General features: G+C 69.6%; 18 protein-coding genes. 15 read left to right on the top strand and 3 right to left on the bottom strand.

Going from position 1 to position 14,383, the window contains the following annotated elements; genetic code table 11:
- Positions 1-45 precede the first annotated feature (45 nt).
- The 4 genes from A6I89_RS04810 to A6I89_RS04825 all read left to right on the top strand — a co-directional run bounded on the left by A6I89_RS04810 (position 46) and on the right by A6I89_RS04825 (position 2,541).
- A complete protein-coding gene (locus A6I89_RS04810) occupies positions 46-756 on the top strand; it encodes a hypothetical protein (protein ID WP_044991124.1) in 711 nt (236 codons plus the stop codon).
- Positions 753-998, top strand: a complete 246-nt coding sequence (locus tag A6I89_RS04815; protein WP_005512659.1) for a CDGSH iron-sulfur domain-containing protein — start codon at positions 753-755, stop codon at positions 996-998. Before A6I89_RS04810 ends, A6I89_RS04815 begins: the two co-directional genes overlap by 4 nt.
- Positions 998-2,065, top strand: coding sequence for an iron-containing redox enzyme family protein (locus tag A6I89_RS04820; protein ID WP_022596410.1), 1,068 nt, complete (start codon positions 998-1,000; stop codon positions 2,063-2,065). The genes A6I89_RS04815 and A6I89_RS04820 overlap by 1 nt, the downstream gene beginning before the upstream one ends.
- Positions 2,066-2,142: 77 nt before the next feature.
- The gene (locus A6I89_RS04825) at positions 2,143-2,541 is read left to right on the top strand and encodes a low affinity iron permease family protein (protein ID WP_022596408.1); all 399 of its coding nucleotides are present in this window, start codon (positions 2,143-2,145) and stop codon (positions 2,539-2,541) included.
- Between the two features lie 2 nt (positions 2,542-2,543).
- On the opposite strand, the gene A6I89_RS04830 is transcribed toward A6I89_RS04825, so the two are convergent.
- Genes A6I89_RS04830 through A6I89_RS04840 form a run of 3 tightly spaced genes read right to left on the bottom strand, consistent with a single transcriptional unit; the run spans position 2,544 to position 6,114 of the window.
- Entirely contained in the window at positions 2,544-3,161 is a 618-nt protein-coding gene (locus tag A6I89_RS04830) for a LysE family transporter (protein ID WP_022596406.1), read from the bottom strand.
- A gap of 48 nt (positions 3,162-3,209) precedes the next feature.
- A complete protein-coding gene (locus tag A6I89_RS04835; protein WP_022596404.1) occupies positions 3,210-4,496 on the bottom strand; it encodes a glycoside hydrolase family 1 protein in 1,287 nt (428 codons plus the stop codon).
- Positions 4,497-4,506: 10 nt separating this feature from the next.
- Positions 4,507-6,114 (bottom strand): GMC oxidoreductase, encoded by a 1,608-nt coding sequence (locus A6I89_RS04840; protein WP_022596402.1) that lies wholly within the window; start codon positions 6,112-6,114, stop codon positions 4,507-4,509.
- 235 nt (positions 6,115-6,349) lie between these two features.
- On the opposite strand from A6I89_RS04840, the gene hisD reads away from it, so the two are divergent.
- Genes hisD through hisI form a run of 11 tightly spaced genes read left to right on the top strand, consistent with a single transcriptional unit; the run spans position 6,350 to position 14,377 of the window.
- Positions 6,350-7,672, top strand: a complete 1,323-nt coding sequence (gene hisD / locus A6I89_RS04845) for a histidinol dehydrogenase (RefSeq protein WP_005512666.1) — start codon at positions 6,350-6,352, stop codon at positions 7,670-7,672.
- Positions 7,669-8,817 (top strand): histidinol-phosphate transaminase, encoded by a 1,149-nt coding sequence (locus A6I89_RS04850; protein WP_005512667.1) that lies wholly within the window; start codon positions 7,669-7,671, stop codon positions 8,815-8,817. The genes hisD and A6I89_RS04850 overlap by 4 nt, the downstream gene beginning before the upstream one ends.
- The gene (gene hisB, locus A6I89_RS04855; RefSeq protein WP_013416286.1) at positions 8,814-9,428 is read left to right on the top strand and encodes an imidazoleglycerol-phosphate dehydratase HisB; all 615 of its coding nucleotides are present in this window, start codon (positions 8,814-8,816) and stop codon (positions 9,426-9,428) included. The genes A6I89_RS04850 and hisB overlap by 4 nt, the downstream gene beginning before the upstream one ends.
- 4 nt (positions 9,429-9,432) lie before the next feature.
- Complete coding sequence (locus tag A6I89_RS24550) at positions 9,433-9,585, top strand: hypothetical protein (RefSeq protein WP_005512670.1); 153 nt, start codon at positions 9,433-9,435, stop codon at positions 9,583-9,585.
- Positions 9,585-10,736, top strand: coding sequence for an MFS transporter (locus tag A6I89_RS04860; RefSeq protein WP_005512671.1), 1,152 nt, complete (start codon positions 9,585-9,587; stop codon positions 10,734-10,736). The genes A6I89_RS24550 and A6I89_RS04860 overlap by 1 nt, the downstream gene beginning before the upstream one ends.
- 9 nt (positions 10,737-10,745) lie before the next feature.
- Positions 10,746-11,381, top strand: a complete 636-nt coding sequence (hisH, locus tag A6I89_RS04865) for an imidazole glycerol phosphate synthase subunit HisH (RefSeq protein ID WP_005512672.1) — start codon at positions 10,746-10,748, stop codon at positions 11,379-11,381.
- Positions 11,378-11,662, top strand: a complete 285-nt coding sequence (locus A6I89_RS04870; RefSeq protein ID WP_005512673.1) for a hypothetical protein — start codon at positions 11,378-11,380, stop codon at positions 11,660-11,662. The genes hisH and A6I89_RS04870 overlap by 4 nt, the downstream gene beginning before the upstream one ends.
- Before the next feature lie 18 nt (positions 11,663-11,680).
- Positions 11,681-12,415 carry a bifunctional 1-(5-phosphoribosyl)-5-((5-phosphoribosylamino)methylideneamino)imidazole-4-carboxamide isomerase/phosphoribosylanthranilate isomerase PriA gene (priA, locus tag A6I89_RS04875; RefSeq protein ID WP_005512674.1) on the top strand — a complete coding sequence of 245 codons (735 nt, stop codon included), beginning with the start codon at positions 11,681-11,683 and terminating at the stop codon, positions 12,413-12,415.
- Between the two features lie 14 nt (positions 12,416-12,429).
- Positions 12,430-13,263, top strand: coding sequence for an inositol monophosphatase family protein (locus A6I89_RS04880; RefSeq protein ID WP_022596399.1), 834 nt, complete (start codon positions 12,430-12,432; stop codon positions 13,261-13,263).
- Positions 13,260-14,033, top strand: coding sequence for an imidazole glycerol phosphate synthase subunit HisF (hisF, locus tag A6I89_RS04885; protein ID WP_022596398.1), 774 nt, complete (start codon positions 13,260-13,262; stop codon positions 14,031-14,033). Before A6I89_RS04880 ends, hisF begins: the two co-directional genes overlap by 4 nt.
- Positions 14,030-14,377: a phosphoribosyl-AMP cyclohydrolase gene (gene hisI / locus A6I89_RS04890; protein WP_022596396.1), complete on the top strand. Its 348-nt coding sequence runs from the start codon at positions 14,030-14,032 to the stop codon at positions 14,375-14,377. The genes hisF and hisI overlap by 4 nt, the downstream gene beginning before the upstream one ends.
- Positions 14,378-14,383 lie beyond the last annotated feature (6 nt).

Below are 14,383 nucleotides of genomic sequence, written 5' to 3' on the forward strand. Positions count from 1 at the left end.
CCGGCGTGCGATTCGAATCTGCGGCCACGGGGTAATCCGGTCCGTATGGATGGGTTGCGCAAGGCGGTGTCCGCGCCGTTCGAGGTGGGTTCGGCGGTCCGCGGTGCGCGGATCTTCCATCCGCACGGTGTGTTGTTCGAGGGTATCGCCGAGTTCGACACCGGGGATGCCGGTCGGGGGCGGTGGCCGCTCCCGACCGGCGACCCGGTGCCGCTCCATGCTCGCCTGTCGCGCGGGATCGGTCTCCCCGGTCCGCTGCCCGACATCCTCGGTGTCGCGGTGCGTCTGCGTCTACCCGGTGGTCCGTGGGATCTGCTGCTCGCGTCGGCCTTCGTACCCGCGCGCATCGCGCTCGTGCCGGCCCGCTCGTGGGCGAGCGCGAACTTCAGCACGCTGGCCGCGTATCGGGGGATCGACGGCGCGGCGCCTCGGTGGATCGTCGCGGCTCCCGTCGGGGGCCGACCGGACGGCCCGCCGTCGCTCGAGGATCTGGTGCCACCGCTGTCCTTCGGGGTCGGACTGGCGTCCGCACGCGGAGCGCCGGTTCCGGTCGGGTCCTTCCGCCTGACGCGGCGGATACCATGCGAAGACGGTGACCAGCCGTCCTTCGACCCCGTGCTCAACTGTCCGGCCGGAATCCGGATGTGGCCGTCCTGGTTGGCCAGGATCCGCCGCATCGCCTATGCAGGCAGTCGGCGGGGTCGGGGGACCGATGCCACGAGGACATGTAACCCGGTGGAGGATGCGATTACATGAGTGCCGAAGTGAACGGCGACGTCAGGATCACCGTGTGCCCGGACGGACCCCTCCTCGTGCGCGGTGCGATCGAGTTGGTGGACGCCGACGGTGCGCCCGTGGACGTCCAGCGCAACGTCGTCGCCCTGTGCAGGTGCGGCGGAACCAGGAATCCACCGTTCTGCGATTCGACACACAAGAAGAAGAAGCCGCGGCGTGCCGTGCGGACCGCGGCGCGGGCGGAAGAGGGAGGAGAACCGTGATGCTGCCGCTTCGAGAGGGTGCCGCCGGCGAACGACTCACCGGTCGGATGGCCGTCCCGGTCATGCGAGGGGATGCCAGCGGTATCCTCTTGGACGTTCTGCGAGGCGAGGGCGAGCCGGACAGCTTCCTGACCGCAGCCGCGGAACTGAGCGCGCGGTACGACGCCGACGCCCTCGGCATCCTCCACGACGACGACGCGCAGCTGTGCCTGACGTTGCTCTACGAACTGCACCTGCAGGGCATCGACGGCGTCGACGACCGCTGGGAATGGGATCCGCGTCTCGTCGCGGCCCGACGGCTGCTGGAGCGACCGTTCGACGCCGCTATCCGCGCGCTCGCCGACGACCGGGTCGCTGCGGCGCGGGGTCGATTCGGGGACGACGTGGTGGCGGCGCTGTGGGACATGACCGCCCCGACGAGAGAGCCCGGCCTCTCGGACTTCATGGCAACGGAAGCGGTGCTCGAGCAGTTCCGCGAATTGCTCATCCACCGGTCGCTGAACCAGCTGCGTGAGGCGGACCTCTACACCTTCGGCATCCCGCGCATGGCCGGGGCGCCGAAGGCCGCGCTGCTCGAGATCCAGATCGACGAGTACGGGCAGGGGCGGCTCGACCGCATGCACTCGCGACTGTTCGCGACCACGATGCGCGAACTGGGCCTGTCCGACGCCTACGCGCACTACCTGGACGCCGTTCCCGCGGTGACGTTGGCGACGTTGAATGCGCTGTCCTATTTCGGGGTGCACCGCCGCAATCTCGGCGCTCTCGTCGGCCACCTGTGTGCCATCGAGACGACGTCCGCGTTGCCCAGCAAGAAGTACTCGGCCGGCCTGCGACGCCTCGGTTACGGGAGCGCCGCGACGTTGTTCTTCGACGAACATGTCGAGGCGGATTCCGTCCACGAGCAGATCGCGGTCCGCGACCTCGCGGGCGGTCTGGTGAGCGATCGGCCGGAGCTGCTCGACGACGTGCTCCTCGGGGCGGCGGCGTGCCTGGCGTTGGACGACCTCCTGGGCGAGCACGTCACCGACTGCTGGTCGCGGGGCAGGAGCTCGCTGCGGTCCTGAGTAGCTCCGGACGACTTGTCCGGTTTGATCGAGGCACCTCTTGGGTAGTGCCCCACCAGATCCTTGTGGAGGTACCCATGCAGCAGTCCGTCACCATGCCGTCGGGCGTCGTCGGCAAACTGTCCGTGTTCGACAGGTTCGCTACGGCGACAAGTAATTTCACTTCGCGTGCGGTGTTCTTCGTCGCGTGCGTCATCATCGTGGTGGTCTGGGCGCCGTCGTTTCTGGTGTTGCAGAACATCGACACCTGGCAGCTGATCATCAATACGATCACCACCATCGTGACGTTCCTGTTGGTGGCCCTGCTGCAGAACACACAGAAGCGGTCCGACGACGCGGTGCAGCAGAAGCTCAACGCCATAGCAGACGGGCTCGCCGATCTGATGGAGGAGCTCAGCCGCGAGCACCCGGGTCTGCGCGTGGACCTGGAAGAGCTTCGCGCGGCGGTGGGAATCGAGAAGCGCGAGGGCGCGTAGCCTCACACGGCGGTCGCCAGGGCGGCGGCCGCGGCGAAGAAGAGAGACGCGAACACCCGGTTGGTGAGCTGCATCTGCCGGGGCGAGCGCAACAGCCGCAGGACCCGCGCGGCCAGGCCGGTGTAGCCGGTCATCACGATCGTGTCGACCACCACCATCGTTGCCGCTATCAGGGCGTACTGCGGCCACAGTGGTGCGGCGGGGTCCAGGAACTGGGGCAGCACGGCGAGCATGAATACGATGGCCTTCGGGTTGCTCGAGTTGACGAGGAAGGCGCGCAGCACCAGTCCGGCGGCGGACGCACGATCCGGGGCGGACTCGGCCGTGACCGGGTCAGGCTTCGAACGCCACTGCCGCACACCGAGATAGGCGAGGTAGGCCACGCCGAACCACTTGACGAGCATGAAGCCGGTCGTCGATCCCGCCAGCAGAGCGCCGACGCCCGCGGCGACGATCGCGATCTGCAGCAGCAACGCCAGTTGCAGGCCCAGGATGTTCCAGTACCCGCGAAGAAAGCCGTGGTTCAGGCCCGTCGTCATCGACGCGATGGCGCCGGCTCCCGGTGACAGGCTGATCACCCAGCTGGCGCCGAAGAACGCCACCCAGACCTGCCACGACACGGGCGAGAAATTTACCCCGGGCCCGGCCGACCGGCCGCGGCGGGTCCGTCAGGAGCCACCGGATCCGGAGCCGATGCAACTGCGTGGGGGGTCGACGAGGGAGCACAAGGCGGCCGCCTTCACGGGGCGGTAGTCGGGGGCCACTCCACCGGCCGCCACGAGATCGCGATATGTCGCCACCGCGTCCGTGGGGCGACGAGTCAGCGCCGGATCGGTGAGGGCATCGACGGTGTACAACCCGAATCGAGGCCGGTACGAACCCCATTCGTAGTTGTCGGTGATCGACCAGTAGTTGTAGCCGATGACGTCGGCGCCGTCCTCGCGAGCGCGCTCGATCCAGTAGACGTGATCGCGGAGATGATCGGACCGGGTGTAACCGTCGGGGCGAGCCTGTGCGTTGTCGGTGGGCATACCGTTCTCGACGACGTAGAGCGGCATGTCCGGCAGCTTGCGGTGGTACGCCATGAGGGCGTGGTAGATCCCGTCCGGCTGCGGGTCGACGTCGTAGAAGCGGTCGGTGGCAGCGGCGATCGCGGAGACGTTGTCCGACGAGACGCCGTAGTAGTAGTCGATGCCGAGGAAGTCCAGCTTGTCGGTCACCCGGTCGACGAAGAGCGTGTCGAGCATGCCGAAGACGGCGGGGATGAATGCGAGGTTGCTGCCGACGCGGGCGGACGGGTCGAGCTGGTGGATGCGGTCGTAGATCGCCCGGTGGGCACGGGTCATGCCGTCGAACATCCGGTGGACGTCCAGGAGTGAGATTCCGCCGAAGGTCAGCTCGCGCTGCGCGTACGTCGTGGGTTCGTTGAACGTGATCCAGATGGCCTCGGCGTCCTTGTAGCGGTCGACCACCTTCTCGGCGTTGAGCAGCCAGTCGTCGACGGTTCGCGGATCGGCCCATCCGCCCCGGTCCGCGACCCAGCCGGGGTACACCCAGTGATCGAGGGTGATCATCGGCGTCATGCCGTGACTGCGGATGCGACGCACGACGTCGTCGTAGTACGCGAATTCGGCCTCGTTCCACTGCCCGGGAGCAGGTTGGACGCGCGCCCACTCGATCCCGAAGCGGAATACGTCGACACCGAGCGCCGCGGCATTGTCGATGTCCTCGGCGTACCGGTGCCGGAAGTCGACCGCATCGCCGATCGCGTCGTGGGTCCTCCCGGATGCCGAATAGCGCGCCCAGTTGCTGTCCGGGGACGAGCCCTCCGACTGGAAGCCCGACGTGGCGACGCCCCACAGGAAGTCGTCGCCGAGCGGGCCGGCGCCCGCGGCGGGCGCGGCGAGCAGTGTTGCGGACAGGGCCACGAGCGCGGCGCCGAGTGCGGTTCTCACGAGAACTCCTTCAGAAGACGGTGTCGACGTCGTGTGCGACGAGAAGGTCCATGCTGTATTCGGCCAGGGCCGCGATCGTCATCGACGGATTGCACGCGCCTGTCGATCCCGGGATACGCGCGCCGTCGAGGATGTAGAGGCCGCGTTGCCCGTGCACCCGTCCGGCGTCGTCGCAGACGGTCTCGAAGGGGGCGCCGCCGAGGGGATGGAAGGTGTTGGTGTCGAACGCGTTCACGTCGATCGCCGACACCCCGAACCCGGCGCCGACGATCTGTTCGATCCGAGCGCGGATCGCGTCGGTGAGCCCACGATCGTAGGCCTGGTTCCAGGTGAGCACCGCGTCGTCGCGGGCGCTGTCGTAGTGCCAGCTTCCGAGTCCCTCCACCACGCCGTACCCGATGACGGACGTCGTGTGCAGATCGAGGGGGAACGGCACCGGCCCGAGGACGATCGTCAGGGCGCCGGCCGGGTTGTCCCAGTCCTTGACCCCGACGCACGCCGGACCGCCCTGCCACGCCCCGGGGCTGTCGAGCGCCCGGGTGACCATGAAGATGCGGTCGCCGTTGTTGCCCCAACCCGTTCCGACGCCGTCCGGCAGGTCGGGAATCGCGTTCTTCGCGCGGGCCTTGACGAGCAGCCGGGTGGTGCCGGGGGAACCGGCCCCGAGGAACAGCGCGTCGGAGACGACGCGTTTGCGCTCGAGCACGGTGCCGTCACGGCCGATCCGGTCGCAGTGCACGATCCAGGTGCCGTCGGCACCGCGCTCGATGTCGTTCACGCGGTGGAGCGGGGCAACCTCCACCTTGCCGGTCGCCTCGGCCGCTGCAAGGTAGGTGACGTCGACCGAGAACTTGCCACCGTTGTTGACGCCGTAGATGACGTCGCCGTTGGTGTACGACGGGCGCATCTCGCCACGCAGTTCCCGCCGCGCGAACTCCCAGTCGATCGGCATCGGTACCCGGAACGAGTGCAGGCCCTGCGCGTCGGCCATCTCCACGAACCGGCGCGACGAGCTGTACTGGGGGCTGTTCAACAGGTCGTCCGGGATCGTGGCGATCCGCAGCGTCCTCGCGACCCGCGGGTAGTACTCCGACGCCATCTGCTCGTAGTCGATGCGCGGCGAGACGCACTTCGCGAAGTTCTCGCCGTTCGGCTGCATCGTCATGCCGTGGTACACCAACGATCCACCGCCGACGCCGGCTCCGCACAAGATGTCCATGCCGTTGCCCGGGATGCGTTCCATGAGCCCCGTGAAAGGTGGGAACACCGCCGGGGGAGCGCCCGTCATCACCGGGTGGGGCTGCAGCCACGCGGAACGTTGGTCGGGAGACAGCATCCGCGGAAACGTCTCGGCGTTCGGGCCCGTCGGCCAGCGGATGCCGCGCTCGAGGACGACGGTGTCCACCCCGGCGCGCCCGAGATGCAACGCAGCGATCGCGCCCCCGAACCCGCTGCCGATCACGACGGCCCGGCGCCGCTCCTCGGTGACTGGGCGGGGCTGGGCTCCGGCGGGCGCCGAGATCGCGGCGGCGGTGGTGGCGACGGTCGCGGCCGCTGCGCCGCCGAGGAACGCGCGCCGCGACACGCGGGTAGTGGTGGAGTTCGAATCCGCGATCACGTCGGCTCCCTTACCTGGCTGTTCCGGGGACGGAAGCGGGGTGGCCGGCCCCGCAGGTCCGGACTCTAGGGTGGACACATGTCCAGTGAGGTGTCTTTCGGACAAATCGCAGTTCAGGGCCGCCGCTCGCCGCGTCGGGAGGCCCGCTCGACGCGCGTGCGGGGCCGGAACGTAGGCAACTTGCGTCCATCGCGGATAATCGGTGTGAACCCCCGTTCTCCAGAGAGGACCTCTCATGCTCGCCCGCACCGACCTTCGTGGTCGTACCCCTTCCACCGCTGAGCTCCGGGGCGCGTTGCCCCGTGGCGGAGTGGACGTGGACGCGGTGCTGCATCAGGTCCGCCCCGTCGTCGAGGACATCCGCGATCGCGGTGCCGAGGCCGCGCTCGAGTACGGCGAGAAGTTCGACGGTGTCCGCCCCGGTACCGTGCGCGTCCCGCAGGCCGAGCTGGACCGTGCGCTCGCCGAACTCGACGCCGACGTCCGCGCCGCCCTCGAGGTGGCGATCGAACGGACCCGCAAGGTCCACGCCGACCAGCGCCGCACCGACACCGTGACCGAGGTGGTCCCCGGCGGGACCGTCACCGAGCGCTGGGTTCCGGTCGAGCGCGTCGGTCTGTACGTGCCGGGCGGCAACGCGGTGTACCCGTCGTCGGTCGTGATGAACGTCGTGCCGGCGCAGGCCGCGGGAGTCGAGTCGCTGGTCGTGGCGTCGCCGCCGCAGGCTGCGTTCGGTGGCCTGCCGCACCCGACGATCCTGGCGGCGGCCGCGCTGCTCGGCGTCGACGAGGTGTGGGCCGTCGGCGGCGCGCAGGCCGTCGCGCTGCTCACCTACGGCGGTACCGACACCGACAGCGCTGAACTCGCGCCGGTCGATCTCATCACCGGACCCGGCAACATCTTCGTCACCGCCGCCAAGCGGCTGTGCCGTGGACTGGTCGGCATCGACGCCGAGGCCGGCCCCACCGAGATCGCGATTCTCGCCGATCACACCGCGGACCCCGTGCACGTGGCGGCCGACATGATCAGCCAAGCCGAGCACGACGTCATGGCTGCGAGCGTGCTGGTGACCACGTCGACCGATCTGGCCGACGCCGTCGACACCGCGCTGGCCGCGCAGCTCGAGATCACCAAGCACCGCGAGCGTGTCGAGACCGCGCTGCGCGGCAGCCAGTCGGGCACCGTGCTGGTGGACGACATCGCGGCCGGTCTGAAGGTCGTGAACGCCTACGCCGCCGAGCACCTCGAGATCCAGACCGAGAACGCGTCCGCGGTGGCGGCGCAGGTGCGCTCCGCCGGAGCGATCTTCGTCGGTCCGTGGGCTCCGGTGAGCCTCGGCGACTACTGCGCCGGCTCCAATCACGTGCTGCCCACCGCGGGCTGCGCGCGGCACTCGTCGGGTCTGAGCGTGCAGACGTTCCTGCGTGGCATCCACGTGGTCGACTACTCCGAGGCGGCCTTGAAGGACGTTGCCGGGCACGTCATCACGCTCGCCAACGCGGAGGATCTTCCGGCCCACGGCGAGGCCGTGCGTCTGCGGTTCGAGGCTCTCCAGTGAGCGCGGGGAACGTCCCCGGATCGACGGTCGGCATCGACGACCTGCCCATCCGGGAGAACCTGCGTGGTCAATCTCCGTACGGCGCACCGCAGTTGACGGTGCCGGTGCAGCTCAACACCAACGAGAATCCGCACCCGCCGTCGCAGGCGCTCGTCGACGACGTCGCCGAGGCCGTGCGCGCCGCGGCTGCGGACCTGCACCGCTACCCCGACAGGGATGCAGTGGCGCTGCGCACCGACCTGGCCGAGTACATGACCCGCCAGACCGGGGTTCCGCTCGACGTGTCCAATGTGTGGGCCGCCAACGGCTCCAACGAGGTGCTGCAGCAGTTGCTGCAGGCGTTCGGCGGCCCCGGCCGCAGCGCTATCGGTTTCGTGCCGTCGTACTCGATGCACCCGCTGCTCGTCGCCGGCACCCAGACCGAGTGGATCGCGGCTGCGCGACACGACGACTTCTCGCTCGACACCGCGACCGCGGTCCGGATCATCGAGGAGCGGCGTCCCGACGTCGTGTTCGTGACCAGCCCCAACAACCCGACCGGGCACAGCATCGGGCTCGAGGATCTGAAGCAGATCCTCGCGGCCGCGCCCGGCATCGTGATCGTGGACGAGGCGTACGCCGAGTTCTCGTCCGTGCCCAGCGCGGTGGGCCTGATCGACGAGTTCCCCACCAAGCTCGTGGTGAGCCGGACGATGAGCAAGGCCTTCGCGTTCGCGGGAGGCCGGCTGGGCTACCTGGTCGCGGCGCCGGCGTTCGTCGACGCGATGCTGCTGGTGCGCTTGCCGTATCACCTGTCGGTGGTGACGCAGGCGGCGGCGCGGGCGGCGCTGCGCCACGCCGACGAGACGCTCGGCAGCGTCGCGGAGCTCGCGTCGGAGCGGGATCGCGTGAGCGCCGAACTGACCGAGATGGGGTACGAGGTGGTCCCCAGCGACGCCAACTTCATCCTCTTCGGGCTCTTCGAGGATGCGGCCCGCACCTGGCAGCACTACCTCGACGAGGGCGTGCTGATCCGCGACGTCGGTATCGCCGGGCACCTGCGGGCCACGATCGGCCTGGCTGCCGAGAACGACGAGCTGCTGCGGGTCAGCAGGAAACTTGCCTCCACGGAGCTGGCGGCCACGGAAACGAAGGGATCCCGATGAGCGACCGGATCGCACGCGTCGAGCGGACCACCAAGGAGTCGAGCATCGTCGTCGAGCTGAACCTCGACGGAACGGGCAACGTGTCGGTGTCCACCGGGATTCCGTTCTTCGACCACATGCTCACCGCCCTCGGCGCGCACGCCAGCTTCGACCTGACGGTCGAGGCGAAGGGCGACGTCGAGATCGACGCCCACCACACCGTCGAGGACACCGCGATCGTGCTCGGTCAGGCGCTGGGGCAGGCGCTCGGCGACAAGCGGGGTATCCGCCGCTTCGGCGACGCGTTCATCCCGATGGACGAGACGCTCGCGCACGCGTCGGTCGATGTCTCCGGACGACCGTACTGCGTGCACACCGGTGAGCCGGAACACATGCTGCACAGCGTGATCGGCGGCTACCCGGGGGTGCCGTACTCGACCGTGATCAACCGGCACGTCTTCGAGTCGATCGCGCTCAACGCGCGCATCGCGCTGCACGTGCGGGTGCTGTACGGCCGCGACCAGCATCACATCACCGAGGCGGAGTTCAAGGCCGTCGCCCGCGCGCTGCGCGAGGCCGTCGAACCCGATCCGCGGGTGTCGGGCGTTCCGTCGACCAAGGGTGCGCTGTAGAACCATGAGCACGGTCTTCATCTACGTCCTGTTCCTCGCGGCAGGCTTCGCCATCGGCGGCGCGTACGCGATGTGGAAGGTCAACAAGCTGGCGTCGGGCGTGCTGGTGGCCCTGGCCGTCCTCGCCGCTGCGTCGGGAATCCTGCGGCTGATCTGATGCGTGAACTCCTGCGTACGCGCGGGATCCTGGTTGCTCTCCTCATGGGTGCCACCACGTTCGGCGGGTGGTCACTCCTGCTGCCCGTGGTCCCGTTGGCGATCGCCGACGGTGGCGGCTCAGACGCCGCGGCGGGTGCGTCGACGGCGGTCTTCATGGCCACCACCGTCGCGACCCAGCTGAAGGTGCCGGCACTGCTCCGTCGGTACGGGTACCGAGCAGTGCTGGCGGTCGGCTGTGTGCTCCTCGGCCCGCCGTCGCTCGCCTTCCTGTGGAGCACCGCAACCGGTCCTGCGCTCGTCATCTCGGCGGTCCGTGGTGTCGGCTTCGGCATGGTGACGGTCGCCGGTATCGGACTGTTGGCCGAGTTGGCGCCCCGAAACCTGTTGGGACGTGTCACCGGCGCCAACGGTGTGGCGATCGCGTCGGCCCAGATGATCGTGCTGCCCCTCGGCCTCGCACTGTACGAAGCCGGTCTCGATGCCGCGGTCTTCGTCCTCGGGGCGCTGATCCCGACGTTGTCGCTGGTGTCGATATCGCGGCTACCGGTGGTGCCGAATCCCGGCCTGCCGGCGGGCCGCAAGGGTCTGTCGGTGAGTGTGCTGCTGATCCCGTGCCTGGCGATGCTGGTGGTCTCGGCCGCGTACGGCGGCATGTCGTCGCTGCTGCCGATCGCGACGGAGAGCCGCGCGGCGATCGCCGGGTTCGCGCTGTCGGCGTCCGCGGGTGCGATGCTCGTCGGTCGCTACGGCGCGGGCGTGATCGCGGACCGGATCGGCGCCGGGCGGACCCTGGTGCCCGCACTGGTCCTCGCGGCCGCCGGCATGGGCCTGCTGGCGCTGTCGGTGGCGGGCATCGGCGGTGACGGGGCGCTCGTCGTCGGGGCGATGGCGTTCGGTGCCGGATTCGGCGCCGTCCAGAACGAGGCGCTGCTGACGCTGCTGGCGTCCGCAGGGCCGGATCGGGTCGGCGCCGCCAGCGCCGCCTGGAACATCGCGTACGACGGCGGCACCGGTATCGGTGCGCTCGTCCTCGGCGTCGTCGCCGGTGCGTCGGGCTATCCGGCGGTGTTCGCGCTGTCGTCCGTCGTGGCGCTGGTGGTCGCCCCGATCGCCCTGGCTGTGCGCGGGGCGGGTCCCGCACACCGATAGAGTTTCCTCATGACCGCACGCAAGGTTGCCCTCCTCGACTACGGCTCCGGAAATCTCCACTCGGCGCAACGCGCCCTCGCTCGCACCGGCGCGCAGATCGAGGTGACCTCCGACCCGCAGGTGGCGCTCGCTGCCGACGGACTGGTGGTTCCCGGCGTCGGAGCGTTCGCGGCGTGCATGGAGGGACTGCTGGCGGTCCGCGGCGACCGGATCATCGGCCAGCGACTCGCGGGCGGACGCCCGGTCCTGGGCATCTGCGTCGGCATGCAGATCCTGTTCGAGCGCGGCGTCGAGTTCGGCGTCGAGGCGGACGGCTGCGGGGAGTGGCCGGGCACGGTCGAGCGTCTCGAGGCCGACGTGTTGCCGCACATGGGGTGGAACACCGTCGACGCACCCGAGGACAGTGTCCTGTTCGCGGGCATGGACCCGGAGACGCGCTTCTACTTCGTCCACTCCTACGGCGTGCGCAAGTGGGAACTGCCGCCGTCGGACATCATCGCGCCGCCCAAGCTGACGTGGGCCGAGCACGGCGACCGCTTCCTCGCCGCGGTCGAGAACGGCGCTCTCTCGGCCACCCAGTTCCACCCCGAGAAGTCCGGCGACGCCGGCGCCCAGTTGTTGGAGAACTGGGTCCGCAGTCTGTGACCCCCGACCGCGACGACCGCGCCGGCGGTGACCTGTCCATCGCCAGGCTCGCGCTCGCGACGATGGGCACCGCGGCCACCGTCCTGGTCGTGGTCGCGCTCGTCGTCGTGCTCGTGCAGCCGGGCCCGGTCGTCGGGCTCGGGATCGCCCTCGTCGGCGTCGTCGGGGCGATCGCGGGGATGGGTGTGGTGTCGAAACGTATGACCAATCGTGCGTACGGCGACCGGCGACGCCGACCCGACCAGCCCGGTGGCGACCCGAAACCCGGACGAGACCGGTGACCCACTAGGATCGGCGCAGTGAGCCTGGTCCTTTTGCCTGCTGTAGATGTCGCCAACGGTGAAGCTGTTCGCCTCGTTCAGGGAGAGGCGGGGAGCGAGACCAGTTACGGTGCGCCCCGCGACGCTGCCCTGGCGTGGCAGAACGACGGTGCCGAGTGGGTGCATCTGGTCGATCTCGACGCCGCGTTCGGCCGCGGATCCAACCGTGAGCTGCTGGCCGCCGTCGTCGGCGAGCTCGACGTCAAGGTCGAGCTGTCCGGCGGTATCCGTGACGACGATTCCCTCGAAGCAGCCCTGGCGACCGGGTGCGCCCGCGTCAACCTGGGCACCGCGGCCGTCGAGAACCCCGAGTGGTGTGCGCGTGCCATCGCCAAGCACGGCGAGCGCATCGCCGTCGGCCTCGACGTCAAGCTGATCGACGGCGACTACCGCCTGCGCGGTCGCGGGTGGGTCTCCGACGGCGGCGACCTGTGGGAGGTCCTCGAGCGCCTCAACCGCGACGGCTGCTCGCGCTACGTGGTCACCGACGTCAGCAAGGACGGCACGCTGACGGGCCCGAACCTGGAACTGCTCAGCGCCGTGTGCGCGGCCACCGATGCCCCGGTCGTCGCGTCCGGTGGTGTCTCGACCATTGCGGACCTCGAGGCCATCGCCGGTCTCGTCGGCGAGGGTGTGGAGGGTTCGATCGTCGGAAAGGCGCTCTACGCCGGACGATTCACCCTGCCCGAGGCCCTGGCCGCGGTTTCGCGCTAGCAACGGCCGCCACGATGAGCCCGTCCCGGACACCGCTCGACCTGCTCGCGATCGCGAGCGAGGTTCTCGACGGCGCCCGGGAACGGTTCGTCGAGGGGCTGGGCGCGCCGAGTGCGGTTCGCAAGGGCCCCAAGGACTTTGCAACGGCCGTCGACCTCGAGCTCGAGAAGTCGGTGTCCGCCGAACTCGAACGCCGCACCGGTATCGAGGTCCACGGTGAGGAGTTCGGCGGTCCCGAGCTCGCGAGCGGTGACGTGTGGATCCTCGACCCGATCGACGGCACCTTCAATTACTCGGCGGGCCTGCCCATCGCGGGCATCCTGCTCGCGCTGCTGCGGGACGGCGTTCCCGTGCTGGGCCTGACCTGGTTGCCGCTGACGGGGGAGCGGTTCGCCGCCGCCGAGGGCGGGCCGTTGTACCGCAACGGGGTCGCCCTGCCGACGCTCGAACGCAGCGAACTGTCGTCGGCGATGATCGGCTTCGGGGCGTTCAACCTCGACAGCCGCGGCCGCATCCCCGGCACGTACCGCTTCGAACTACTGGGCCGGCTCAGCCGCGTCTCGTCGCGGATCCGGATGCACGGGTCGACCGGGGCGGATCTCGCCTACACCGCCGCCGGAATTCTCGGCGGCGCCGTGGTGTTCGGTCACCACGTGTGGGACAACGCGGCCGGCGTCGCGCTGGTGCGGGCTGCCGGTGGCGTGGTCACGGATCTGCGCGGCGACGACTGGCACGTGGGCTCGCGATCCGTCCTCGCGGCGGCGCCCGGCGTGCACGGCGAGCTGCTCGACATTCTCCACTCTCTGGGTGATCCGGAGACGCGGCCTGAAGGAGGGCCACCACAATGACTTTGGCTGTTCGAGTGATCCCGTGCCTCGACGTCGACGCGGGCCGCGTCGTCAAGGGCGTCAACTTCGAGAACCTGCGCGATGCGGGTGATCCCGTCGAGCTCGCCGCGACGTACGACGCGCAGGGCGCAGACGAGCTGACCTTCCTGGACGTCACCGCCTCCAGCGGTGACCGCGGCACGATGCTCGACGTCGTCACCCGCACCGCCGAGCAGGTCTTCATCCCGCTCACCGTCGGTGGCGGCGTGCGCACGGTCGAAGATGTCGACCGCCTGCTGCGCGCCGGAGCCGACAAGGTCAGCGTCAACACCGCCGCGATCGCCCGCCCCGAGGTGCTGCGCGAGATGTCGGAGCGGTTCGGGTCGCAGTGCATCGTGCTGTCGGTAGACGCCCGCACCGTCCCCGTGGGTCAGGAGCCCACGCCGTCGGGCTGGGAGGTCACCACCCACGGCGGCAAGCGCGGCACCGGCATCGACGCCGTCGAGTGGGCGGTCCGGGGGGCCGAACTCGGTGTCGGGGAGATCCTGCTCAACTCGATGGACGCTGACGGCACCAAGGCCGGCTTCGATCTGACGATGATCCGCGCGGTCCGTGCCGCGGTGCACGTGCCGGTCATCGCCAGCGGCGGCGCGGGCGCCGTCGAGCACTTCGTGCCCGCCGTCGAGGCCGGCGCCGACGCCGTCCTGGCGGCCAGCGTCTTCCACTTCGGGGACATGACGATCGGGGACGTCAAGGCGTCCATGCGTGCAGAAGGGATCACCGTCCGATGAGCCTCGATCCGGCGATCGCCGCCCGCCTCAAGCGTAACGAGGCCGGGCTGTTCAGTGCCGTTGCGCAGGAGAAGTCGACCGGCGACGTCCTGATGGTGGCGTGGATGGACGACGAGGCCCTGGCGCGCACGCTCGAGACCCGCAAGGGCACCTACTACTCGCGCTCGCGTCAGCAGTACTGGGTCAAGGGCGAGACGTCCGGCCACACCCAGTACGTGCACGAGGTCCGCTTGGACTGCGACGGCGACACGGTCTTGCTCATCGTCGACCAGGACGGTGCCGCGTGCCACACCGGCACGCACACGTGCTTCGACACCGACGTGCTGCTCGCAGCCGAGGACTGACGGCGC

It is taken from the genome of Prescottella equi (genome assembly GCF_002094305.1).
GTDB classification, from domain to species: Bacteria; Actinomycetota; Actinomycetes; order Mycobacteriales; family Mycobacteriaceae; genus Prescottella; species Prescottella equi.

Excerpts from the sequence above, each read along its gene's own strand:
- hisB (WP_013416286.1), top strand. The coding sequence starts at position 8,814 with ATGAGCGACCGGATCGCACGCGTCGAGCGGACCACCAAGGAGTCGAGC.
- A6I89_RS04810 (WP_044991124.1), top strand. The coding sequence starts at position 46 with ATGGATGGGTTGCGCAAGGCGGTGTCCGCGCCGTTCGAGGTGGGTTCG.
- hisF (WP_022596398.1), top strand. The coding sequence starts at position 13,260 with ATGACTTTGGCTGTTCGAGTGATCCCGTGCCTCGACGTCGACGCGGGC.
- hisD (WP_005512666.1), top strand. The coding sequence starts at position 6,350 with ATGCTCGCCCGCACCGACCTTCGTGGTCGTACCCCTTCCACCGCTGAG.
- A6I89_RS24550 (WP_005512670.1), top strand. The coding sequence starts at position 9,433 with ATGAGCACGGTCTTCATCTACGTCCTGTTCCTCGCGGCAGGCTTCGCC.
- hisH (WP_005512672.1), top strand. The coding sequence starts at position 10,746 with ATGACCGCACGCAAGGTTGCCCTCCTCGACTACGGCTCCGGAAATCTC.
- A6I89_RS04880 (WP_022596399.1), top strand. The coding sequence starts at position 12,430 with ATGAGCCCGTCCCGGACACCGCTCGACCTGCTCGCGATCGCGAGCGAG.
- A6I89_RS04815 (WP_005512659.1), top strand. The coding sequence starts at position 753 with ATGAGTGCCGAAGTGAACGGCGACGTCAGGATCACCGTGTGCCCGGAC.
- A6I89_RS04860 (WP_005512671.1), top strand. The coding sequence starts at position 9,585 with ATGCGTGAACTCCTGCGTACGCGCGGGATCCTGGTTGCTCTCCTCATG.
- hisI (WP_022596396.1), top strand. The coding sequence starts at position 14,030 with ATGAGCCTCGATCCGGCGATCGCCGCCCGCCTCAAGCGTAACGAGGCC.
- A6I89_RS04820 (WP_022596410.1), top strand. The coding sequence starts at position 998 with ATGCTGCCGCTTCGAGAGGGTGCCGCCGGCGAACGACTCACCGGTCGG.
- A6I89_RS04825 (WP_022596408.1), top strand. The coding sequence starts at position 2,143 with ATGCAGCAGTCCGTCACCATGCCGTCGGGCGTCGTCGGCAAACTGTCC.